The sequence below is a fragment of the Gelidibacter maritimus genome (assembly GCF_014062315.1).
GTDB lineage: Bacteria > Bacteroidota > Bacteroidia > Flavobacteriales > Flavobacteriaceae > Gelidibacter > Gelidibacter maritimus.
On the sequence record NZ_JACGLT010000012.1, the window covers coordinates 51,109 to 72,157 of the forward strand.

At 37.6% G+C, this 21,049-nt stretch carries 25 protein-coding genes; 11 read left to right on the forward strand and 14 right to left on the reverse strand.

Annotated features, from left to right (window positions below; translation table 11 throughout):
* Positions 1-71: 71 nt before the first annotated feature.
* From H3Z82_RS14230 to H3Z82_RS14290, 13 genes are all read right to left on the reverse strand, one after another.
* Positions 72-707, reverse strand: a complete 636-nt coding sequence (locus H3Z82_RS14230; RefSeq protein WP_182206176.1) for a LolA family protein — start codon at positions 705-707, stop codon at positions 72-74.
* Positions 697-1,464, reverse strand: coding sequence for a polysaccharide deacetylase family protein (locus H3Z82_RS14235; RefSeq protein WP_182206177.1), 768 nt, complete (start codon positions 1,462-1,464; stop codon positions 697-699). Before H3Z82_RS14235 ends, H3Z82_RS14230 begins: the two co-directional genes overlap by 11 nt.
* Complete coding sequence (locus H3Z82_RS14240) at positions 1,461-2,480, reverse strand: beta-ketoacyl synthase chain length factor (RefSeq protein WP_182206178.1); 1,020 nt, start codon at positions 2,478-2,480, stop codon at positions 1,461-1,463. Before H3Z82_RS14240 ends, H3Z82_RS14235 begins: the two co-directional genes overlap by 4 nt.
* Complete coding sequence (locus H3Z82_RS14245) at positions 2,477-3,667, reverse strand: beta-ketoacyl-[acyl-carrier-protein] synthase family protein (RefSeq protein WP_182206179.1); 1,191 nt, start codon at positions 3,665-3,667, stop codon at positions 2,477-2,479. The genes H3Z82_RS14240 and H3Z82_RS14245 overlap by 4 nt, the downstream gene beginning before the upstream one ends.
* Positions 3,668-3,675: 8 nt before the next feature.
* The gene (locus H3Z82_RS14250) at positions 3,676-3,933 is read right to left on the reverse strand and encodes a phosphopantetheine-binding protein (RefSeq protein WP_182206180.1); all 258 of its coding nucleotides are present in this window, start codon (positions 3,931-3,933) and stop codon (positions 3,676-3,678) included.
* Positions 3,930-4,547, reverse strand: coding sequence for a 3-oxoacyl-ACP synthase (locus H3Z82_RS14255; RefSeq protein WP_182206181.1), 618 nt, complete (start codon positions 4,545-4,547; stop codon positions 3,930-3,932). Before H3Z82_RS14255 ends, H3Z82_RS14250 begins: the two co-directional genes overlap by 4 nt.
* A gap of 5 nt (positions 4,548-4,552) precedes the next feature.
* Entirely contained in the window at positions 4,553-5,614 is a 1,062-nt protein-coding gene (locus tag H3Z82_RS14260; protein WP_182206182.1) for a methyltransferase, read from the reverse strand.
* A gap of 6 nt (positions 5,615-5,620) precedes the next feature.
* Positions 5,621-6,766, reverse strand: coding sequence for a beta-ketoacyl synthase N-terminal-like domain-containing protein (locus H3Z82_RS14265; RefSeq protein WP_182206183.1), 1,146 nt, complete (start codon positions 6,764-6,766; stop codon positions 5,621-5,623).
* A complete protein-coding gene (locus H3Z82_RS14270) occupies positions 6,759-7,205 on the reverse strand; it encodes an acyl-CoA thioesterase (protein ID WP_182206184.1) in 447 nt (148 codons plus the stop codon). The genes H3Z82_RS14265 and H3Z82_RS14270 overlap by 8 nt, the downstream gene beginning before the upstream one ends.
* On the reverse strand, positions 7,202-7,645 hold the full coding sequence (locus tag H3Z82_RS14275) for a hypothetical protein (protein WP_182206185.1): 444 nt from the start codon (positions 7,643-7,645) through the stop codon (positions 7,202-7,204). Before H3Z82_RS14275 ends, H3Z82_RS14270 begins: the two co-directional genes overlap by 4 nt.
* Positions 7,642-8,517 carry an LpxL/LpxP family acyltransferase gene (locus H3Z82_RS14280; RefSeq protein ID WP_182206186.1) on the reverse strand — a complete coding sequence of 292 codons (876 nt, stop codon included), beginning with the start codon at positions 8,515-8,517 and terminating at the stop codon, positions 7,642-7,644. Before H3Z82_RS14280 ends, H3Z82_RS14275 begins: the two co-directional genes overlap by 4 nt.
* Positions 8,518-8,607: 90 nt before the next feature.
* The gene (gene fabG / locus H3Z82_RS14285) at positions 8,608-9,342 is read right to left on the reverse strand and encodes a 3-oxoacyl-ACP reductase FabG (protein WP_182206187.1); all 735 of its coding nucleotides are present in this window, start codon (positions 9,340-9,342) and stop codon (positions 8,608-8,610) included.
* A gap of 7 nt (positions 9,343-9,349) precedes the next feature.
* The gene (locus H3Z82_RS14290) at positions 9,350-10,876 is read right to left on the reverse strand and encodes an HAL/PAL/TAL family ammonia-lyase (protein WP_182206188.1); all 1,527 of its coding nucleotides are present in this window, start codon (positions 10,874-10,876) and stop codon (positions 9,350-9,352) included.
* Between the two features lie 106 nt (positions 10,877-10,982).
* Between H3Z82_RS14290 and H3Z82_RS14295 the strand changes: the two genes are divergently transcribed.
* Together H3Z82_RS14295 and H3Z82_RS14300 are read left to right on the forward strand one after the other, a co-directional pair.
* A complete protein-coding gene (locus tag H3Z82_RS14295) occupies positions 10,983-12,221 on the forward strand; it encodes an NAD(P)/FAD-dependent oxidoreductase (protein ID WP_182206189.1) in 1,239 nt (412 codons plus the stop codon).
* Between the two features lie 359 nt (positions 12,222-12,580).
* On the forward strand, positions 12,581-12,811 hold the full coding sequence (locus H3Z82_RS14300; protein ID WP_235982454.1) for a PID-CTERM protein-sorting domain-containing protein: 231 nt from the start codon (positions 12,581-12,583) through the stop codon (positions 12,809-12,811).
* On the opposite strand, the gene H3Z82_RS14305 is transcribed toward H3Z82_RS14300, so the two are convergent.
* The gene (locus H3Z82_RS14305; protein WP_182206190.1) at positions 12,808-13,398 is read right to left on the reverse strand and encodes a riboflavin synthase; all 591 of its coding nucleotides are present in this window, start codon (positions 13,396-13,398) and stop codon (positions 12,808-12,810) included. The genes H3Z82_RS14300 and H3Z82_RS14305 overlap by 4 nt on opposite strands.
* 137 nt (positions 13,399-13,535) lie before the next feature.
* On the opposite strand from H3Z82_RS14305, the gene pdxA reads away from it, so the two are divergent.
* The 9 genes from pdxA (at position 13,536) to H3Z82_RS14350 (ending at position 20,961) form a co-directional block, all read left to right on the forward strand.
* The gene (gene pdxA / locus H3Z82_RS14310) at positions 13,536-14,582 is read left to right on the forward strand and encodes a 4-hydroxythreonine-4-phosphate dehydrogenase PdxA (protein ID WP_182206191.1); all 1,047 of its coding nucleotides are present in this window, start codon (positions 13,536-13,538) and stop codon (positions 14,580-14,582) included.
* A 72-nt stretch (positions 14,583-14,654) separates the two neighbouring features.
* A complete protein-coding gene (locus tag H3Z82_RS14315; RefSeq protein WP_182206192.1) occupies positions 14,655-15,194 on the forward strand; it encodes a YceD family protein in 540 nt (179 codons plus the stop codon).
* Positions 15,195-15,206: 12 nt separating this feature from the next.
* Positions 15,207-15,410: a 50S ribosomal protein L32 gene (gene rpmF / locus H3Z82_RS14320; RefSeq protein ID WP_182206193.1), complete on the forward strand. Its 204-nt coding sequence runs from the start codon at positions 15,207-15,209 to the stop codon at positions 15,408-15,410.
* Between the two features lie 181 nt (positions 15,411-15,591).
* Positions 15,592-16,587, forward strand: a complete 996-nt coding sequence (locus H3Z82_RS14325) for a beta-ketoacyl-ACP synthase III (protein ID WP_182206194.1) — start codon at positions 15,592-15,594, stop codon at positions 16,585-16,587.
* A gap of 36 nt (positions 16,588-16,623) precedes the next feature.
* Positions 16,624-17,103, forward strand: a complete 480-nt coding sequence (accB, locus tag H3Z82_RS14330) for an acetyl-CoA carboxylase biotin carboxyl carrier protein (RefSeq protein WP_182206195.1) — start codon at positions 16,624-16,626, stop codon at positions 17,101-17,103.
* A gap of 89 nt (positions 17,104-17,192) precedes the next feature.
* Positions 17,193-18,545, forward strand: coding sequence for an acetyl-CoA carboxylase biotin carboxylase subunit (gene accC / locus H3Z82_RS14335; RefSeq protein ID WP_182206196.1), 1,353 nt, complete (start codon positions 17,193-17,195; stop codon positions 18,543-18,545).
* Positions 18,546-18,650: 105 nt separating this feature from the next.
* Positions 18,651-19,766 carry an NAD(P)/FAD-dependent oxidoreductase gene (locus H3Z82_RS14340; protein ID WP_182206197.1) on the forward strand — a complete coding sequence of 372 codons (1,116 nt, stop codon included), beginning with the start codon at positions 18,651-18,653 and terminating at the stop codon, positions 19,764-19,766.
* Positions 19,767-19,814: 48 nt separating this feature from the next.
* Positions 19,815-20,510: a monofunctional biosynthetic peptidoglycan transglycosylase gene (mtgA, locus tag H3Z82_RS14345; protein WP_182206198.1), complete on the forward strand. Its 696-nt coding sequence runs from the start codon at positions 19,815-19,817 to the stop codon at positions 20,508-20,510.
* On the forward strand, positions 20,500-20,961 hold the full coding sequence (locus tag H3Z82_RS14350; RefSeq protein WP_182206199.1) for a 3-oxoacyl-ACP synthase: 462 nt from the start codon (positions 20,500-20,502) through the stop codon (positions 20,959-20,961). The genes mtgA and H3Z82_RS14350 overlap by 11 nt, the downstream gene beginning before the upstream one ends.
* Positions 20,962-21,049 lie beyond the last annotated feature (88 nt).

The following is a 21,049-nucleotide window of genomic DNA, read 5'->3' on the forward strand; positions in this document are numbered from 1 at the left end:
GAGTTTTTGAAACGATAATTTCCTCTGCGCCTTCGCGCCTCTGCGGGAATAAAACACTCCTTTTTGTCAACTCAATTCTTAAATTCACTTTCATTGACCGTCGTATTTACTTTTCTATTCTGAAAGCTAATCAAGGTATAGTCATCATTAGGTTCAATCAATTTGACCTCTTCAACTTCTGCAGTTGTACTTGAAAACTTAAGTTCAAACGAAGCCATGAATTTTCTTAACCGTTTATCTTTCGGAATAAATTTCACCAAAAAACCCTGGTCAAATTTAAAATATTCCAAATCAAACTGCGATTCGTCAAACATATCCCCTTTAATACTGTTTACAATCAACGAATTTAGACTTCTGAACATTTTATTGGCTCCCAAATCGATGTTTTGTTTTTTCCCTTCGTTGTTGACAAGCAGTTGGTCGTCTTTAAAAATTGCGATGTTGTGATAAGGTTTGATGTATTCCCATTTCACTAAATTAGGGGCTTTAAATACCAGTTTTCCTTCGGAAATGATTGCATTATCTAAAACGGAAATATGCTTGGTTTGTACAAAGTCGCTGACAATGGTTTCTGTCCTTTGCGCGGTCTTTTGAACTTTCGCCTTGAATTCCGTTTGTTCTGATTCCGAAAGTTTTGTTTGTGAAATCCCGTTGAAAACAGTTAGAACGATAAACGCTAAAATGAGGATGTAATTTTTAGTTGTCATGGAGAAGTTCATTTATGGTCACGGCGTGATACTTGTGTTCTTGGAGAAATTGCAATAAATGTTCCAAAACTAACAAAACATTTGATTGTTTGTCGTGAAGGAGAATTATGGCTCCGGGATGTACGCGTTTTGTAATGCGTTTTAGAATCTTTTGCGGATTACTGATAACCGTATCAAAAGACCGAATATTCCAACCGATGACTTTATGCTCGGTAACTTTTAATGCCCTCGCCAATTTTGGCGTGGTCACGCCAAAAGGCGGTCTGAAGAGGGTCGTTTTTTTACCAGAGATTTTATGAATGCTATTGTCGGTTTGTTTGATTTCTTGAAGCCATCTTTCTGTGGAATTGAAATCGATCATCAAGTTGTGGGAAAATGAATGGTTACCAATGTCGTGACCATCTTGGACGATGGCTTTTAAAATTTCTGGATAGGTTTCAATATGTTGACCGATGCAGAAAAAGGTTGCTTTTGCATTGTAATCTTTCAGAATCTGCAGCACTTTTAATGTAAATTCCGGATTTGGGCCGTCGTCGAAAGTAAGTGCAATTTTTTTGTCCGTAAGGACTTTATTAGAAGTGATTGGTTTTAAATAGAATTTCCAGCTCATGGAAAATGATCCTATGGCCATCATTAAAAACCATAATAGAAGCAACAGACCATACCACCATAATGCAATACCAACATAAGTATCAAGAATTGCCAAAAGCAAAAATAAGAGGATGGTTAAAGCTATTAGAATTCTAAAATTCTTCATCGTTTCAAAAGAATAAAACTGTGATCTCGACCTTTAAATTGATTGTAAATTAAAATAATATGGTTATCAAATTTGATTTCTCCTTTGAAGATCATTGCTTCTGGAATCTCTTGACGTGAAAGCATTGAATAAGCGGTCCACAGTCCAAAAGCGGAAGCTGTGTAAAATTCGCCACTGAGATGTTTGTATTGAAGTTGAGTAATATTTTCGAAAAGTTCGGCGGTTAAGTCGTAATAGCTGTCAAAAACATCGCCGTTTCTACCACTTACGAAAACGTCAATCTGAGATATATCAACATTATTTTTTGCTAAAAACTGTTTTAAACTGTCCTGAATTGATGTGGTTGATAAGGTGCTATGAGCCTCCATATCAATCAGTTCTACACTATGTTCTGTTTTTTCCGAAGACACTACAAAAAACGATGCCCCTTCACTATACGGCACTTGAATACCGAAACCGTCAGCATCTTCCATCATGCGCCTGTAATTGATGATTTCCTTGCCCAGCTCCTCGTAACCACCAACAAGTACGTTTTCAGCTTCTTCTTGTTGCAAGCGTAATTGTGCATCCATTAATGCCCATTCAAATGATAATGCCGCATGACTATACGTGTTGTTATAGGCTTTACACTGCAAGCCCAAAGCAATTTGCGCGCCCACGGTATTATGAGTGGACTGGATAAAAGCAGTGGGTGTTAAAAATTGTTCGTCGTTGGAAATTATGGCGTTCAGAAATTTTTCAGTATCATCAATACAACCCATTCCTGTTCCTGTTATAATGGCGTCAGGTTGGGTTATTTTAGCATCTTTTAAAGCTTTACTTGCTGCAGTAACACCCATTTTTACACCTTCAGCCATACGTCTTAAGTTGGCTGTAGCGATATAATCTTTATAATTTGGATACCGGGCAACGATGGTTTTTCCTGATAATTTTTTAACAGACTTCAAAAATCGATCTGACTCAAAAGTATCCTGAGCTGAAATAGTTACGGCGCTATTGATGTAGACTTTTTTCATGCTTTCGAGAAAATAAGCGTGGAGCAATTGCCACCAAAACCAAAAGAATTGGTTAGGACATGCTGGGTCTCTTTTTTAACTCCTGAAGTTATGGGTTTGAATCCCGTTTCTGGCATTGGTGTTTTAAAGTTGAGATTAGGAAAGATGTACTGTTGTTGAAGTGTTAAGATAGAAAACACTGCTTCTACTGCACCGGCAGCCGCCAAAGTGTGACCTGTAAAAGATTTTGTGGAACTGAAGTCGGGTAACTTTTTTCCAAATACACGTTGGAGGGCTCTACTTTCCGAAAGGTCGTTGTTGGGTGTTGCAGTGCCGTGGGCATTGACATAATCGATTTGATTGGGGTTCAATTTTGCTATTTCCAATGCTTTTTGCATCGCTAAAAATGCGCCTTCGCCATTTTCAGAAGATGCTGTTTGATGAAACGCATCATTGGTATTGCCATAACCAGAAAGGAAGGCGAGTACTTCTTTTTTTTCTTTTTGAATCACCGCGTCTGATTCCAAAACCAAATATGCCGCTCCTTCTCCCAAGTTCAATCCGTTGCGATGGGCATCAAATGGTGCACAAATACTGTCTGATTGGATCATCAAGGTTTTAAATCCGTTGATGGTAAATTTAGAGAGCGAATCAGTGCCGCCAACAATAACACGATCTAACTTTCCTGCTTTTATTAAACGTGCGCCAAGCATTATGGCATTGGCAGCTGATGAACACGCCGTACTAATGGTGGTGACCAATCCTTTAATTCCGAGAGCATCGGCTATTTTTCTGGTAGAATCACCGGCATGATGGGTTGCTATATATTTTTGAGCTGTGATATCCTTGTCAAATTGCTTGATATATTTTTCGGTCATATCCATTCCTCCCACAGTTGTTGAAGAGATAAATCCTGTTCTATACTTTGATAGGTCGGAAATGTTTGCATTTTCGAGCGCAGCTGTTGCAGCAAAGAGGCCTAACAATCCAGTTCTGGTGTAATTATGAACCTCGGGAAGTTGTAGTTGCCTAGTTAATTCTGCGTTGGAAAGTGATACTTCACCTGCTTTAATCGCTTGGGAATGGATGGTTTGGATATGTTGTAAATTACCAATACCCGTTGTTGAAGTCAATAAAGACGTGTTGTTTTCTTCAACAGAATGACCTATCGCAGAAATAATACCCATTCCGGTAATTGCAACGCCCATATTTTTAGTTATTTGCTTCTGTGCTTCGTGATATAGTCTGCCAGAACAGCAATGGATTTAAAAATTTCCTTCCCTTCTTTTGGGTCCGTCAATTGGATGCCGTAATCCTTATCCATCATCACAATAAGTTCTAATGCATCAATGGAATCCAAGCCCAATCCATCACCAAAAAGGGCATCATCATCTGCAATATCGGCAACGGTAAATTCTTCCAAATTCAATTGCTCTATAATCTTCTCTTTTAATTCCTGTCTTAATTCTGTCATGTTTTGTACAATCTCTTAATTTCATTTGGGCTATGTGCAATAATACCATTTTCTTCTACCAAATATAAGAAAGCTTCGTAGTTTTTATCATCAAAATCAACCCAGCCACACAAGACCATTTCTGCTTTTTGTAGCTTTAAAAGACTTTGGGCATTGATCCATAAATGATCGGCATTAAAGCTGTCAAAGATAAAAAAACAATTCTCAGAATGGAGTTGATGTTTGATGCTTATTTCGCCAATACAAATATTGGGTAAGGTATATACAAATACAGAGGGACTCGGGAAGAAGTTGTCAGGATCATTTATAGAGGTCTGGTAAGTTCTATCGGTATCGAGACTGGATGCTTTGTTAGATAAAACGATAGCGATATTATGCTCTGAATTGGCATCTAATTCTGCATTTTTTAATAGGATATCAGCCGCCAAAAATGCCAGTTTGCTCAAATTGTCCATTTTGTAGAATTTCGAATACTTGGTGTTCAGATGCTGTGCTGCACTTTTAATAAATGGTTGAAATTCCAGAATCGGACTCGAAAATAGCAGCTTTCCATCAACCAAAATGCTACTGTTTTTAATCTGGCAATAGGACGATATGTGGTACGTTTTATCCAAAAACCTTATTCTTTTTTACAAACAAACATGGTGTGATACGCTCCAAGTTTTAAATCTTCCGTAATAGTCAACCCCGCTTTTTGTATCAAATTTATAAAAACCGTAGACGGATACATTTTGCTGTTGCCATTTGCCATTACCGTAAAATATAGCGACGTGGCTTCTAAAATAAATTTTGACATGGGGAATTCTTGACGATCCGTAAAGGTTTCAATGATCATCAATTCGGTATCTGCATTCATAGCCGAGACACAGGTGGTCAGAATGTTAAGGATTTCATCTTCTGAAAAACAATCCAAAAACTGACTCATCCAAATGACATCAGCACCAATAGGAATTTTCGCATTGGGTTTTAGCCAATTCATTTCCTGTCCGCTGATGCGATTTTCAAATCCTGCATTTTGAATGTTTTTTAAGGCTTTGTTTAGTTGACCAGGCAGATCGATGATTTTAACTTTGATATGTTCATCATAATTAAAACATTTCAAAGCAAACTTTCCGGTATTACCACCAATGTCAAACAAGAGTTTCGGTTGATTTTTGAAAACGCGTTTTAAGGCTTCTTGAAAAATCCCGTCTGAATAATAATGATCAAATTCAAACCACGATTGTTGTTCTTGAGGTGTCAATTGCGAAAGCCCTTCATAAATAGTGTCCCATTCTCCCAACTCTTTTAATCCCGACGGTTTGCCGGTTTCAATAGCTTTATCTAAATGAAATAGCCCTTTATAACATATATCATGTGTGAAGTTAAGGTTGACATTGACCGCTTTGTCGTAATTTAGAAAATAGCCAATTTTAGTCAATTCGTAGGTGCCATTTTCAGATTTATAAACGATATCCGCACTTTCAGAAAATTCGAGAAGCACGCCAAGTCCGTAGCGACTGATGGCTAATTTTTTGGAGATGTCATCAATGGTAATACCGCCTTGATCACGACTATCAAAAATCAGATCAAATACTCCTAATTTTTTGAGAGTTACTGACGATTGAAATATAAAAGGTGCGAAAGCTATTTTTTGTGCTTCCAATAGGGCGTCTGCGGCTCTAATTGCTTTTTTTGTCATAGATTATTAGGATACTTTTCTGAAAAGAACAGCAGTATTGCAGCCTCCAAATCCAGATGCGGTTTTTAAAAATGTTCGTAACTTTTTTGGTGTTGTTTCTGTAATAATATGGAGCGGTTTTGAAATACCTAAAGTTTTAAATCCTGCCGAAGCAATTAAGGTGTTTTGATATAAAGATTGCATTCCGATAATGGTTTCCAACAATCCTGATGCCCCCAAGGTATGTCCAAAATAGCCTTTTAAACTATGTAATGGCGTATGGTTTAATCCTAATCTATCAAAAGCAATGGCTTCCATTTCGTCATTAAATAATGTTGCGGTGCCGTGGGCGGATAGATAATCGATTTGATTTGGTGTGATATGTGCTTCTTTTAATGCCGATTTGATGCTTCTGAACAAGCCTTCGCCAGTGCGCGAAGGTCCGGAAATGTGATTGGCATCATTGCAACTCCCTTCTCCCAAGATTTCTACGGCATCATCAGATAGATGATTTTTGTCTGAAGTTACTAAAACAGATACAGCCGCTTCACCTAAATTAATCCCTACACGATCTTGATCATAAGGACGGCAAGGCGCGTCACTAATGGCGTGAAACGAGTTGAAACCTGAAAGCACAAAATCGGAAATCAAGTCTCCGGCTACGATAAAGATGTGGTCATAAATACCTTCTTGGAGGTAACGTTTAGCGATGGCAACGGATAAAATACCAGAAACACAAGCATTGGAAATCACGATGGCATCATTTTTAAAATTGAAATAATCCTTGATGATTTGCCCTAATTGACCCAAATAGGCACGGTCTTTTGGAAAGTGATTTTGATCTTCCAAAACATCAATATTTCCCTTGGTGGTAGAAATAATGAGACCGACCCGATTATTGATTTCAATGCCAGACGCTTTTATGGTCTTTGAAAGCGACAATAACAACATTTTTTCTAAACGGGTGAATTTATTCTTTGACTCTAAGGTTTTAAATTTTGATTCTAATGTTTCGGTGGGAATTACAGCTCCAAAAAACGGTTTATAAAATCGTGTGGAATCCTTCACGAGTTGGATGGCACTATCCCCATTTTTGAGATAATCAAAAACGGTATGCGTATCAAATCCCATTGACGTCGTGATATTATTATATGACAAATAACACTTAGTCATGTAGCAATCCGTGTTTTTGTTTCCAGGCCTTATAAAATTCAGGCAGATTTAAGGACATGTTTCCCACTTTAAAATTGGTGAAAACTTGAGTGGTTTCGCCAGTGCAAACGGTTTGTCCATTTTCGTTTTTAATACAATAGGAGAACACGATTTTGGCAGCTCGCGAATTTAAATAGGTAGTTTCAATGGTGGCTACTTCGCCGTAGCGCAAAGGTAATTTGTATTCTAAGGACATTTTTACAATCGGAATTGCAAAACCGTGTTTTTTGGCATCGAGATAGGTCAGATCAAATGCCCTTCCGAAGGCTTCACGTCCATCTTCAAAATATTTCACATAATTCCCATGCCAAACAACGTGCATTGAATCAACTTCATTAAATCGTACTCTGATTTGATGCGCGAATTTCAATGTGGAGTTTTTTTGTTTTGACTTTTTCATTCGTCTACTTTAAGAACCGTATTCATTTGGGCGTTGGCAATTATAATACCGTTGCTAATGGTAGAAAGTTCAACCGTGGACATATGCATAATTTCGTGAATTATGGTAACGTTGGTCGTTATAACTTCATCTGCTTTTGGCAACTTTTGGATGTTCAGTTTTTTTATGGAAGCGATGAATCCTTCTTTTGCGCTTTGCTCTTTTGCGTGATTTTTAAATCCGATATATAAGGCGGCGGCTTGCGCCATGTGTTCAATCAAGCCTGTTTCTGAAAATTCATCATTATTCACAAAAAGATTATCTTTTAAAATGGTGAAGCCAACGCGTGCTTCTCCATCACTAAATTCCAATAATGAATCGACCATAATCATCGGTTCACGATGTGGAATCAATTTTTTAATACCATCAAGGTCGGTAATTGGAATTTTTAGTGTTTTCATTTTTTATCCTCCCAAAAATCATAAAAATTGAACCATTGCAACGGATATTTTTTGACCTTTTGTTCCACGCTTTCGGTATATCTTTTTAAAAGATCGTTAATGTCACCTTGTTTATAATCTATCCACTCTGCATATAAATGATAGTGGCGTTTCGGCTCGCGCATCACATAAACAAACAATACAGGCACATTTAAACGGTTTGCCAAATAAAAAGGTCCCAACGGAAATTTTGCTTTCTTGCCCAAAAGCGTTTCTTCCAGATATTTCGTATTATCCATATAGCGATCTCCGGCAATACAAATGATTCTGTTTTGTGCCAATGCCGCATTGATCTCAAAAATATGAGATAAATCGTCTTTGACCACTATAAAATGGATCTCTTTTTTAACGAATTGCTCTAAATACTCCTTAATATCTTCATGGTCTTGATCTGTGATGACAATGCTAATAGAATCTTTAGCTAATCGTTCTTTAAAAAAGTATTGTGCCAATTCAAAATTTCCAATATGCGCGCTGATCAGGATACCACCTTTGTTCATTTCCAACACTTCTGAAATTTTGACTTCACCAGTGAATTCGTAGGTGTAGTCACTTCTTAAGCCGGATGAGATGGCGATTTTATCAACCAAGGTCTGACCAAATGTATAGTAGGTTTTGTAGATGCTGATCATGGTTTTAAAACGCGAATAGCCCAATCTCTTTCTAAAATACAGTCGTAAACCCCTCACGTTTTTACCCGAAAACAAACAGAAGTAGGGCACGGGAAGATGCATTAATGCGTAGGCGGCGTTAATTCCGAAGTTCTTTATAAAAAACACAAAGACCTTAAAACCGAAAACAGTTCCCCTCGATTTACCATCCCATTCTGCCATTGCAATTCCGAAGTTTAGGCTTTTGATTTAAGCGCATTATTAAAGCCACAAATTTACACGAATTTTTCGGTTAAGACATTGTAAAGTGCTTTAGTGGATGCCTCCAGTTATACCGATAATTTCACCAGTAATATAGGATGCGTTTTTGGATGCCAAGAACGTGACCAAATGTGCAACTTCTTCAGGTTTTCCAAATCGGTTCGCAGGAATCATCTTTTTAAGGCTCGTTTCATCCAGATCTTCTGTCATGTCTGTTTTGATAAAACCAGGAGCTACAGCATTTACGGTGACATTGCGTTTGGCAACTTCTTGAGCCAATGATTTTGTGGCGGCAATAACAGCACCTTTTGCAGCCGAATAATTGGTCTGCCCTGAAACACCTTTCAGTCCAGAAATAGACACCATATTAATGATACGACCATAGCGGTTTAATAGCATTTTTTCTATTAAATGGTTGGTTACATTGAAAAATCCGTTGAGACTGATATTGATGACGTCATTCCATTCCTGAGGTTTCATCCACATAAAAAGTCCGTCTTTGGTAATCCCGGCATTATTGACCAAAACCTCGATAATCGCATCAGATTGTTGTTCTTGCCAAGTATTTAATGCCTTCTGAACATTTTCAATATTGGACACATCAAATTGTATGATTTGACCAGAACCTCCAACAGCTTCCACTTCAGTTAAGGTTTGAAGTGCGGCTTCTTTATTAGTGTTATAATTGATGAGAATTTGGTATTCTGAATCTTTGGCAAGTTGGATGCAAATGGCTTTTCCGATGCCTCGGGAACCTCCGGTGATTAGTGCGTATTTCTTTGACATGTCAAATTTATTTATGCTCGTTAATAAGATAATTCTTCACCGCATTCACATAAGGATACATCACCACATCCTCCTTAAATACTGGCACGATCGCACGAATATCACCATACATCTGTTTTGTTTTGGTGGAGACTTTATCTTTTAGGTTCAAATATTCAATGGCTTGTGTGATGGTAATCAACTCAATAGCGAGTACTTCGAAGGTGTTTTCAATCACTTTTTTTGTGATCAAAGCGGCATTGGTACCCATGCTTACAATGTCCTGGTTGTCATTATTGTTAGGGATACTGTGCACATACATTGGATTGGATAGCATTTGATTCTCCGCCGTTGTTGAGGTGGCCGTAAACTGGACCCCTTGCATCCCGAAGTTTAAGCCAAGTTTTCCGAGATTGACAAATGGTGGTAAAATTCTATTGAGATTTGGATTGAGCAGGTAATTTAATTGGCGCTCTGCTAACATAGACGTTTTGGTCACGACCAATTTTAGCTTGTCCATTTCTAAGGACACATAATCGCCGTGAAAATTCCCGCCGTGGTATACATTTCGATTTTTTACGTCTATTATTGGGTTGTCATTTGCAGAATTGACTTCCTCAATTAAAATCGCTTCTACCGTATTTAGGGTGTCCAAAACAGGACCTAAGATTTGTGGTACGCAACGTAATGAATAATATTCCTGGACCTTGTCTTCAAAGAACGCTACATTTTTGACTTCATTATATAAATGGTGTTCGCGTTTTTTAATTAATGTGCTGTCCTTAAGATGGTTGCGCATAAGTTCTGCAATCTTGCGTTGTCCTTCATGTTTTTTTGATTGATTCAATTCAAACGAAAGGTGATCATCATAGGCACTAACAATTTCATTGATGGCCGATGATGCTTTAATCATCCAGTTTAAAAGCTTGCGAGTATATATCGCATTGACTATGCCAACACCAGTCATCACGGAGGTGCCATTCATAAGAGCAATGCCTTCACGAAGTTCGACAGAAATAGGCTTTAAATTTTCTTCTTTGAACACAATTTCTGTCGGACTTTTTTCACCTTTATAATGGACTTCGCCTTCACCGATCATCACCAAGGCCAAATGTGCCAATTGTACCAAATCGCCGCTGGCACCAACGCCGCCATGTTCATAAACAACCGGAGTGATATTTTTATTGATCAATTGGACCATCAGTTCTATAACTGATTTGTGTACTCCAGAATTCCCTAAACACAGCGTGTTGAGCCGCGCCAACATGGCTGCCTTGACGTATAGCGGCGGGATTAAATTCCCAGTTCCCGAAGCATGGCTTCTGATCAGGTTATACTGAAGCTGTTTTCGCTCTGAATCTTCAATTTTATACTGCGCCATGGGACCGAAGCCTGTATTAACGCCGTATATGATCTTATTTTCTGAAAATGTCTTTAAAAACTCGAAGCTCACTTCGACCTTTTCAAGAACATGTTCTTCGATTTGAATGGATTGATTGCCAAATAAAATTTGTTGAAAATCGTCGATTCCTAAGGTTCCATTAAGTACTAACATTCAGATTGGGTTCACAATGTTTTTAAATAGTTCCATAACCAGAAGTAAAGTGGTTATTTTTGTGCTACAAATGTAAAATAATAAATCGTTTAAATCCATTTGCTTTATGAAGGATGTTCAGGTTGATGTTTTGATAATTGGCGCAGGACCTTCGGGTTGCGTTGCCGCCGCTTATTTAAACAAGCAAGGTGTCAATGTTAAAGTCATTGAAAAGAGTGTTTTTCCTCGCTTTGTAATTGGTGAAAGTCTATTGCCAAGATGTATGGATCATTTTGAAGAAGTAGATTTATTGGACTGTTTGATTGCCCAAAACTTTGAAGTTAAAAGCGGTGCAAGATTTATAAAAGGCGATACCATTTGCGAGTTTGATTTTAGTGAAAAGTATACGCAAGGATATGACTGGACTTGGCAAGCCCCAAGAGCCGATTTCGATTATGCACTTACAGAAGAATTGAAGAAAAAAGGGGTAGACATTGCCTTTAAACAAGAAGTCATTTCAGTGGCCTTCAATAAAGATGGATCATCGCAAACCACGGTAAAAACTGAAAATGATGAAACATTTCAAGTTCAGGCTAAGTTTATTATTGACTCCAGTGGTTATGGGCGGGTTTTGCCGAGACTATTAAACCTTGACAAACCTTCAGCGATTCCTGAACATTCCTCTATATTCAGTCATGTTAAAGAGCTTGAACGCCCAGCAGGAACTGAAGGTACGTTTATTACTTTTGATGTGCTTGATACGGATACTTGGTTTTGGGTCATACCATTCAGCAACGGTAATACCAGTCTCGGGTTTGTTGGCAAAACGGAGTTTATTGACAGTTTTAAAGGCACACCCACAGACCGACTTTCTGAAATGCTCAAAGAGTCGTCCTATTATTATGAGCGATTTAAAGATGTTGATTTTCTGTTTGAACCTAAAATCATTCAGAATTATTCTAAATCCGTCACCCAACTTTATGGGAAAGGATATGCCTTAACAGGAAATAGCGCCGAATTTTTGGATCCGGTTTTTTCATCAGGAGTTACTTTTGCCACGGAATCGGGATTAAAAGCTGCGAAACTAATCACCAAAGAGTTGCAAAATGAATCTGTCGACTGGGAAAAAGAGTATGCTGAGTATATGAAAAAGGGGGTTTCTGTGTTTGCTTCCTATGTTAAGGAGTGGTACACGGGGAATTTACAGACCATCTTTTTTGAAGGAACAGACAATCCTGATATTAAAAAACAAATCTGTGCGGTTTTGGCGGGTTATGTTTGGGATGAAACCAATCCGTTTGTAAAGAATCACGATAGATTGATCAAAACATTGGCCAATATTATCCGAATGGATCAGGGGAAATAAACAGTTAATCATAACGGCTGTTTATTAACTCATGGATCTGATGTTCGGCTGTAGAGGAATTTCAAAGTTAGTTATCGAAAAGATTTCCAAAAAAACTTCAATTACTTTTGTCGGATGTTTTCTGCATTCTGACTAAAATACTAACTGATAATTGTTTGCGATATAAATTGTAAGTATTTTTAAATAAATTTTAATGCATTTAATGACGTATGCTAAAAATACATATATTTGAGATAGTGAATTAATAGCAGTTTAACAACGACACAAAATCCATTTTACCGAAAAAATTTGCATTTCGTAGATGATTTATGCCGTTTACTATTTTGTTAATTCGCTTTTTTTTATACATTTACACTATAATGTTTAAACCTAACCAGAAAACTACCGCTACCATTCTATTGATGTTAATCAGTATCACGGGATTTGCTCAAGATAGTGCGGGTGGGGGCTCGGGTCCTCCGACTCCACAAGGAGGCACGCCACCGCCAGGCTTGCCAATAGACGATGGGTTGATCATTTTATTGGCTGTGGCTCTTATATATGGTATATATATTATTTTAAAGCACTCAAAAAAGCAAACGGAAGCTTAGATTTTAAGCTCATAGAGACGTTTGATATATTTTCCAAGAACATCAAACTCTAAGTTCACAACACTGTTTTCTTCCAAAAATTTAAAGGTCGTATGTTCGTAGGTATAAGGAATAATGGCGACGCTAAATTCATTTTTTAAACTATTCACTACCGTTAAGCTCACACCATTTACAGTAATTGAGCCTTTTTCAATGGTCATGTTATTTAGGGCGGGATCGTATTCAAAAGTGAACAACCAACTTCCGTTTTGAAACTCGATAGATTTACAGGTAGCCGTTTGGTCCACATGACCTTGTACGATATGGCCGTCCAACCTATCGCCAAGCTTCATGGCGCGTTCTAAATTGACTCGATCGTCAATTTTTAATTCACCTAAATTCGTTTTTGATAATGTTTCCTTAATCGCTGTAACCGTATAAAGTGAACCATTGAGGGAAGTTACTGTTAAGCACACGCCATTATGGGCTACACTTTGATCAACTTTTAATTCAGAAGTGAAATTGCTCCTTAAGGTGATGTGAAGATTATCGTTGTCAGCTTCCAAATTTGTAATGACGCCTAAATCTTCAATGATTCCAGTAAACATATTGTCGAATAATTAGTTAAATTTGCATTGGTGCAATGGCTTACAAAGATAAGACTTTAATGAGAAAATAGAACTAATCTTCAATTAGAAAGGGGTTCCATTTTAGCTGTCGTAATACTAGGATAATTTAAATCAGAATGAAAAAAGAAGAGCAAATTAGAGTGGGCATTTCAATAGGTGACTTAAACGGTATTGGAGCAGAAATCATTTTAAAAACGTTTGAAGACTCCAGAATGCTTGAGTTCTGTACCCCTATAATTTTTGCTTCTATAAAAACCTTGTCCTTTTTTAAGAAACATTTTGACAGCGGCATCAATTTTCATGGCATTAATAATTTGAATCAAGTGGTTGAAGCCAAAGTGAACGTTCTAAATGTCTGGAAGGAAACTGTTGAGATTGCCTTTGGAGAAGAGGATTTAAAAGCTGGTGAATATGCAATTAAATCGTTGGAAAAGGCTACAGAGGCCTTAAAAAACGATGAGATAGACGTTTTGGTAACAGCACCTATTAATAAACTCACCATTCAGTCAGAGCGGTTTAATTTTCCTGGACATACCAATTATCTGGCTCAGGAACTTGGAGGTAACAGTCTCATGTTTATGGTCACTGAAAATCTTAAGATTGGATTACTGACAGACCATGTGCCAGTTAAGGACGTGCCACAGCATATTAATGCAAAGCTTATTGAAGAGAAAGTGCAAACTGTTTATGATTCGTTAGTTAAGGATTTTCGAGTGAATGGACCAAAAATTGCCGTTTTAGGCATTAATCCCCATGCCGGAGATCATGGCGTTATCGGTAAAGAGGACGAAGATATCTTAAAACCTGCACTTCAAAAAATTAGAGACCGAGGAAAATTAGTCTACGGGCCTTATTCTGCAGATAGTTTTTTTGGATCTAAAAACTATCAAAATTTTGATGCGATCATCGCCTCTTATCACGATCAAGGGTTGATTCCTTTTAAAACCATTACTTTTGGGGAAGGTGTCAACTATACTGCGGGATTGAGCAAAGTAAGAACATCGCCAGATCACGGAACAGCCTTTGAAATTGCGGGAAAAGGAATTGCGGATGAAAGCTCTTTCAAAGCAGCTGTTTTTACGGCAATTGAGGTTTATAAGAACAGAAAGGAGTATAAAAAACTGACCAAAAATCCACTAAAAAAAGCGTCTAAAAAGATGTAAACATTTTTTGTTAATAGCTTTTTTCTAATAAGAAAAATTTTCTATATTTGCAGGCTCAAAATGAATGTGACCATGAAGCCCTTAAAAGAGTATGACATACAATTTGTAGGATTAAAATTAGGAAAGCACCATTTTGATTATCAAATTGATAAAAAGTTCTTTGAGCATTTTGAGTATGATGATTTTAATGACGTCGATGTAACATTGAATTTGCTTTTTGAAAAGAAAGCGACACTTTTAGAATTGGATTTCGAGGTTTCAGGTACAGTAAATGTCAATTGTGACACCTCTAATGAACCTTATAACCAGGAGATTGAAGACGATTTTAATTTAGTTGTAAAGTTTGGAGATGAGTACAACGACGAAAATGAGAATATATTAATCATTCCCCACGGTGAGTTTGAGTTAAATGTGGCTCAGTACATTTACGAATTGATTATCTTGGCTTTGCCAATAAAACGTATTCATCCTGGAATTGAAGATGGTACCTTGAAATCAGAAATACTTGAGAAATTAAAAGAACTAAGTCCTAAAGACTCAGAAGAAAAAGAAGAAACAGAGGAAATAGATCCTCGTTGGAATACATTAAAACAACTATTAACGGACAAATAATAACGATATAAAATGGCACATCCTAAAAGAAAAATTTCTAAAACTAGAAGAGATAAAAGAAGAACACATTATAAAGCAGTTGTTCCTACAATTGCAACGTGTCCTACTACAGGAGAAGCGCACCTATTCCATAGAGCTCATTGGCACGAAGGAAAACTTTACTACAGAGGTCAAGTGCTTATAGACAACTCTGAAAACGAGGAAAATTTAGCATAACTATTATGCACGCATACTAAAAAACGCTCACACCTGGGCGTTTTTTTTGTGTTTAATTTTTGAAAGTCTTAAAAACAACTTAATTTGCATCATATTTGACTGAAAAATTAGTAAATTCAACTATAATTTACTGCTTTTGGCTTATTTTGGTCAAATTTTAGGTCATTTCTAAAACAAAACAATGAGTAAAATCACTGCTGCAATCACTGCCATAGGAGGATATGTGCCTGAATATGTGTTGACCAACCAAATTTTGGAAACCTTAGTCGATACCAATGACGAATGGATAACCAGTAGAACCGGAATAAAAGAACGAAGAATTCTCAAAGAAGACGGTAAAGGCACTTCTTATTTAGCCATCAAAGCCGCTCAAGATCTGATTGATAAAAAAGGCTTAGATCCAAAAGAAATAGAATTGGTTATTGTGGCCACTGCTACACCAGACATGAAAGCTGCTGCTACAGCTGCTTATACAGCTACGCAAATTGGTGCAGTAAATGCATTTTCATTCGACTTGGAAGCTGCATGTTCCAGCTTTTTATATGGAATGTCCGTCGCTGCCCGTTATATTGAATCGGGAAAATATAAAAAAGTATTATTAATTGGTGCAGATAAGAACTCATCAATGATTAATTATGAAGACCGAGCCACGTGTATCATCTTTGGAGATGGTGCCGGTGCTGTTCTGTTTGAACCCAATACTGAGGGTTACGGGCTTCAGGATGAGTTGTTGCGAAGTGACGGATCGGGCAGAGAATTTCTTCAAGCTACTTATGGAGGTTCGTCATATCCATCAACACCAGAAGCTGTAGCTGAAGGAAAACATTATATTTTTCAGGAAGGAAAGATGGTTTTTAAGAATGCTGTCTTTAATATGGCCGACGTTACCGAAAAAATACTGGACAGAAATAATCTTCAAAAAGATGATGTATCTTGGTTGGTACCGCATCAAGCTAATAAACGAATCATTGATGCTACAGCAAGCAGAATTGATTTAGAAGATAGCAAAGTCATGATGAACATCCATAAATATGGAAACACAACTTCGGCAACATTGCCTTTGCTATTATTTGACTACGAAAAACAACTTAAAAAAGGAGACAAATTGATATTTGTAGCTTTTGGAGGTGGTTTTACTTGGGGCTCAGTCTACCTTACTTGGGCTTATAATGCATAAACTAACTAATCTTTAAATATTTAAATTCTAATTATTATGGATATAAAAGAAATTCAAAACTTAATCAAGTTTGTTGCAAAATCTGGCGCAAGTGAGGTTAAATTGGAGATGGAAGATGTCAAAATTACCATTAAAACGGGTAAAGAAGATAAAAAAGGAGAGTCCACAACGTATGTACAACAAATTCCGATGGGCTCTGCTCCGGTAGCACAGGCTCCGGCACCCGCAGTAGCAGCAGAACCAATTGCAGCGCCTGCCGCAGATGAGAATTCAAAGTATATCACTATCAAGTCGCCAATTATTGGAACGTTTTATCGTAAGCCTTCACCAGACAAGCCAGTGTTTGTTGAAGTGGGGAAAACCATAAAGGAAGGTGATGTTTTATGTGTGATCGAGGCGATGAAATTATTCAATGAAATTGAATCAGAGGTTTCAGGAAAGATAGTTAAAATTTTAGTTGACGATTCTTCTCCGGTTGAATTTGATCAGCCATTATTTTTAGTTGATCCATCATAATTCGAAGTTTAGAAGTTTAGAAGTTAAAAGTGTAGCGGTTTAAACGCTGACTCGTAAACAATAAACCATAAACTCTTAAACCGAAAAATATGTTTAAAAAAATATTAATAGCCAATAGAGGCGAAATTGCGCTGCGCATTATCAGAACCTGTAAGGAGATGGGCATCAAGACTGTAGCTGTCTATTCTACTGCTGATGCCGAAAGTCTGCATGTTAAATTTGCAGATGAAGCGGTCTGCATTGGACCGCCGCCAAGTAATGAGTCTTATTTGAAAATGTCCAATATTATTGCAGCAGCTGAGATTACCAACGCTGATGCCATACATCCTGGTTACGGATTTTTATCTGAAAATTCGAAGTTTTCAAAAATATGTGAAGAGCATAATATTAAGTTTATTGGTGCTTCCGCAGAGATGATTGAAAGAATGGGAGATAAGGCTTCGGCCAAAGCGACCATGAAGAAAGCAAATGTCCCATGTGTTCCTGGAAGTGATGGTATATTAGAGTCTTATGAGCAGACTGAAAAGCTATCCATTGAAATGGGCTTTCCAGTCATGTTAAAGGCTACAGCAGGTGGAGGTGGAAAAGGGATGCGTGCCGTTTGGAAATTGGAAAAACTTAAGGATGCTTGGGATTCTGCACGTCATGAGGCCAGAGCAGCTTTCGGTAATGATGCCATGTATCTGGAAAAACTTATTGAAGAGCCACGCCATATCGAAATACAGATTGTAGGTGATTCTGCTGGAAAAGCTTGTCATTTATCAGAACGTGATTGCTCCATTCAACGTCGCCATCAAAAACTGACTGAAGAAACCCCATCACCATTTATGACTGATGAACTTCGAAATGAAATGGGACTTGCAGCTGTGAGAGCGGCAGAATATATTAAATATGAAGGTGCAGGAACTATTGAATTTTTGGTAGATAAACATCGAAAATTCTATTTTATGGAGATGAACACCCGTATTCAGGTAGAGCATCCTATCACTGAGCAGGTTATTGATTTTGACTTAATTAGAGAGCAGATTCTTGTTGCAGCAGGCGTGCCAATTTCGGGAAAGAATTATACACCAAAATTACATTCGATCGAATGTCGCATCAATGCGGAAGATCCGTATAACGATTTCAGACCATCGCCAGGGAAGATAACAACGCTTCATGCGCCAGGTGGCCACGGCGTCCGTTTGGATACGCACGTGTATTCAGGCTATACAATTCCTCCAAACTATGACTCCATGATTGCAAAGTTGATTACTACTGCGCAAACACGTGATGAGGCCATTAGTAAGATGAAACGTGCTTTGGACGAATTCGTTATTGAAGGGATCAAAACAACCATCCCTTTTCATAGGCAATTAATGGATCATCCAGATTATTTAGCTGGTAATTATACCACCAAATTTATGGAAAGCTTCAAAATGGAAGCTCCAGTTGAAGACTAACAATACAGACTCCGAAAGAAATTTCGGAGTTTTATTTTATTCTCTAATTCTAAACTAGTTAAGCTTATATCTCTTGGAAACAAGAAGATACAAACGAGCCAACCCATGAACCTCTCCTATTGGGAAATAAAAAACTACCTCTCCAATATTGATTATACCATTGTTGGCAGCGGAATTGTTGGGCTCAATTGTGAATTACGGTTGAGGGAACGTTTCCCGAAAGCTACTATTGTTATTCTTAAACGAGGGTTTTTACCACAAGGAGCGAGTACTAAAAATGCTGGTTTTGCATGTTTTGGAAGCCTCAGTGAGATTTTGGATGATCTGAATACACATTCTGAGGATGAAGTTATAAAATTGATCGAGAAATGGCGCAAAGGTCTTTCATTATTACGGAAAACTTTATCTGATAAAGCAATCGACTATCAACAGTATGGCGGTTACGAACTGTTTGATCATCACGACCATGAAGGTTATGAGCATTGCATGTCGCAAATGGCCAAAGTGAATGCACTCTTAAAGCAACAGTTTAAGACCGATTTTTTTCAGATTAAAGAGAATGTCTTCAATTTTCAAAACATTCGAAAACAACTAAGTTTTACACCTTTTGAAGGACAAATTGATCCCGGGAAAATGATGCGATCACTCACTGATTTGGTTATGAAAAAAAATATTTCAATCCTTAATTCAGTTGCTGTAAATCATTTTGAAGAATCAGGTAATAATGTGTATGTCAAAACTGATACATTTGATTTTAAAACAAATCAATTGCTTTTCTGTACCAATGGCTTTGCATCACAATTGATTCATGCGGAGGTGAAACCAGCAAGAGCACAAGTTGTAGTCACAAAGCCTATCACCGCCTTAAAAATTAAGGGGACTTTTCATCTCGATAAAGGGTTCTATTATTTTCGTAATATTGATTCGCGAATTTTGTTGGGTGGTGGACGAAATCTCGATTTCAAAACCGAAGAAACTACAGAAATGGGACAGACTGTAATTATTCAAAATAAGCTGGAAGAGCTTTTGAACACAACAATTTTACCAAACACGCCTTTTGAAATCGAACACAGATGGAGTGGTATTATGGGCGTTGGTAGCACTAAAAAGCCGATTGTAAAACAGTTAAGCAATAAGGTGTTTTGTGGCGTTAGATTAGGTGGTATGGGCATTGCCATTGGCAGCCATGTGGGTAGAGAATTAGCTAATTTGGTGAACTAATAAGTTGCATTGACATCAATTTGAATGAAGATGTAAATTGAAAAATCCATGAAAAAAATATTCAGATTTCTATTCAAAATTCTTTTATGGCTCTTGGTCCTTCCAATATTTGGGGTGGTTGTTTTTAAATGGGTGCCTGTCCCAGTAACGCCTCTGATGGTCATCAGGTATTTTGAACAGAAGGAGGCAAAAAAAGAAACCGTTTGGAAACACAATTGGGTGTCTATTGATGAGATATCCGAAAACTTACAATTGGCGGTGATTTGTAGTGAAGATCAGAATTTTTTAAAGCACAATGGTTTTGACCTGAAAGCCATCGAAAAGGCATTTGAAAGCAACCAGAAAAGTGGAAAGGTGAGGGGCGGCAGTACCATTAGCCAGCAGACTGCAAAAAACGTGTTTTTATGGCCACAACGGAGTTGGCTCAGAAAGGGAATGGAAACCTATGTCACGTTTTGGATCGAATTAATTTGGTCCAAGAAACGTATTATGGAGGTTTATTTAAACAGTATTGAGATGGGAAATGGCATTTATGGTGCTGAAGCGGCTTCTCAATTTTGGTTTCAGAAATCGGCCTCTAAATTGAGTAAAAGTGAGGCTTCTGCCATTGCGGCTATCTTACCCCGACCATTAATGTATCGTGCCAATCCGCCCACAAACTATATTGCTGGTCGGAAATTGTGGATCATGAAACAGATGCGTTTTTATGGTGCTTTAAATTATGAGAAGAAAGATGAAAAATGATCTCCAACTGAAGCATGAACTTTATGCAAAATGTGTCGATTTTGTTGAAGATCGGTATGCTAAAATTCAGAATCAGATATATGATATCCAAGAGTCCTTGAGCTCGGAGACCAAAAGTAGTGCTGGAGACAAATACGAAACCGGAAGAGCAATGTTGCAATTGGAACGGGAAAAAGCAGGGCAGCAATTGGCAGAAGTAGAAAAACTAAAAGCCACCTTGTCCAAAATTGATGTGACAAAGTCTTCTGAAATAATAGGTTTGGGAAGCGTTGTGTTTACAACAAAAGCCAATTATTTTATGGCGATAAGTGCAGGCCAAATAACAGTTAATTCACAACTGTTTTTTGCAATTTCTCCAAATACACCAATTGGATTGCTTCTGATGGGGAAAACATTTAGAGATGCCATCGTTTTTCGGGATAGCAAGTTTGTGATTGAATCGGTTGGATAAGTGTTCTATAAAATATCCGGCAGGTTCTAAGAGCCTCTGAGGTCTGAATATATCGATTAAGGTTGAAGTATTTTTTTATAAAAATGTA

Coding starts and splice junctions, on each gene's coding strand:
- H3Z82_RS14275 (WP_182206185.1), bottom strand. CDS start 7,645: ATGAAAACACTAAAAATTCCAATTACCGACCTTGATGGTATTAAAAAA.
- H3Z82_RS14315 (WP_182206192.1), top strand. CDS start 14,655: ATGAAGCCCTTAAAAGAGTATGACATACAATTTGTAGGATTAAAATTA.
- H3Z82_RS14295 (WP_182206189.1), top strand. CDS start 10,983: ATGAAGGATGTTCAGGTTGATGTTTTGATAATTGGCGCAGGACCTTCG.
- H3Z82_RS14245 (WP_182206179.1), bottom strand. CDS start 3,667: ATGGGCGTTGCAATTACCGGAATGGGTATTATTTCTGCGATAGGTCAT.
- H3Z82_RS14240 (WP_182206178.1), bottom strand. CDS start 2,480: ATGAAAAAAGTCTACATCAATAGCGCCGTAACTATTTCAGCTCAGGAT.
- H3Z82_RS14300 (WP_235982454.1), top strand. CDS start 12,581: ATGTTTAAACCTAACCAGAAAACTACCGCTACCATTCTATTGATGTTA.
- H3Z82_RS14340 (WP_182206197.1), top strand. CDS start 18,651: ATGAACCTCTCCTATTGGGAAATAAAAAACTACCTCTCCAATATTGAT.
- H3Z82_RS14350 (WP_182206199.1), top strand. CDS start 20,500: ATGAAAAATGATCTCCAACTGAAGCATGAACTTTATGCAAAATGTGTC.
- H3Z82_RS14265 (WP_182206183.1), bottom strand. CDS start 6,766: ATGACTAAGTGTTATTTGTCATATAATAATATCACGACGTCAATGGGA.
- accB (WP_182206195.1), top strand. CDS start 16,624: ATGGATATAAAAGAAATTCAAAACTTAATCAAGTTTGTTGCAAAATCT.
- H3Z82_RS14290 (WP_182206188.1), bottom strand. CDS start 10,876: ATGTTAGTACTTAATGGAACCTTAGGAATCGACGATTTTCAACAAATT.
- H3Z82_RS14325 (WP_182206194.1), top strand. CDS start 15,592: ATGAGTAAAATCACTGCTGCAATCACTGCCATAGGAGGATATGTGCCT.
- mtgA (WP_182206198.1), top strand. CDS start 19,815: ATGAAAAAAATATTCAGATTTCTATTCAAAATTCTTTTATGGCTCTTG.
- H3Z82_RS14280 (WP_182206186.1), bottom strand. CDS start 8,517: ATGGCAGAATGGGATGGTAAATCGAGGGGAACTGTTTTCGGTTTTAAG.
- H3Z82_RS14235 (WP_182206177.1), bottom strand. CDS start 1,464: ATGAAGAATTTTAGAATTCTAATAGCTTTAACCATCCTCTTATTTTTG.
- H3Z82_RS14270 (WP_182206184.1), bottom strand. CDS start 7,205: ATGAAAAAGTCAAAACAAAAAAACTCCACATTGAAATTCGCGCATCAA.
- accC (WP_182206196.1), top strand. CDS start 17,193: ATGTTTAAAAAAATATTAATAGCCAATAGAGGCGAAATTGCGCTGCGC.
- fabG (WP_182206187.1), bottom strand. CDS start 9,342: ATGTCAAAGAAATACGCACTAATCACCGGAGGTTCCCGAGGCATCGGA.
- H3Z82_RS14260 (WP_182206182.1), bottom strand. CDS start 5,614: ATGACAAAAAAAGCAATTAGAGCCGCAGACGCCCTATTGGAAGCACAA.
- pdxA (WP_182206191.1), top strand. CDS start 13,536: ATGAAAAAAGAAGAGCAAATTAGAGTGGGCATTTCAATAGGTGACTTA.
- H3Z82_RS14230 (WP_182206176.1), bottom strand. CDS start 707: ATGACAACTAAAAATTACATCCTCATTTTAGCGTTTATCGTTCTAACT.
- H3Z82_RS14305 (WP_182206190.1), bottom strand. CDS start 13,398: ATGTTTACTGGAATCATTGAAGATTTAGGCGTCATTACAAATTTGGAA.
- H3Z82_RS14250 (WP_182206180.1), bottom strand. CDS start 3,933: ATGACAGAATTAAGACAGGAATTAAAAGAGAAGATTATAGAGCAATTG.
- rpmF (WP_182206193.1), top strand. CDS start 15,207: ATGGCACATCCTAAAAGAAAAATTTCTAAAACTAGAAGAGATAAAAGA.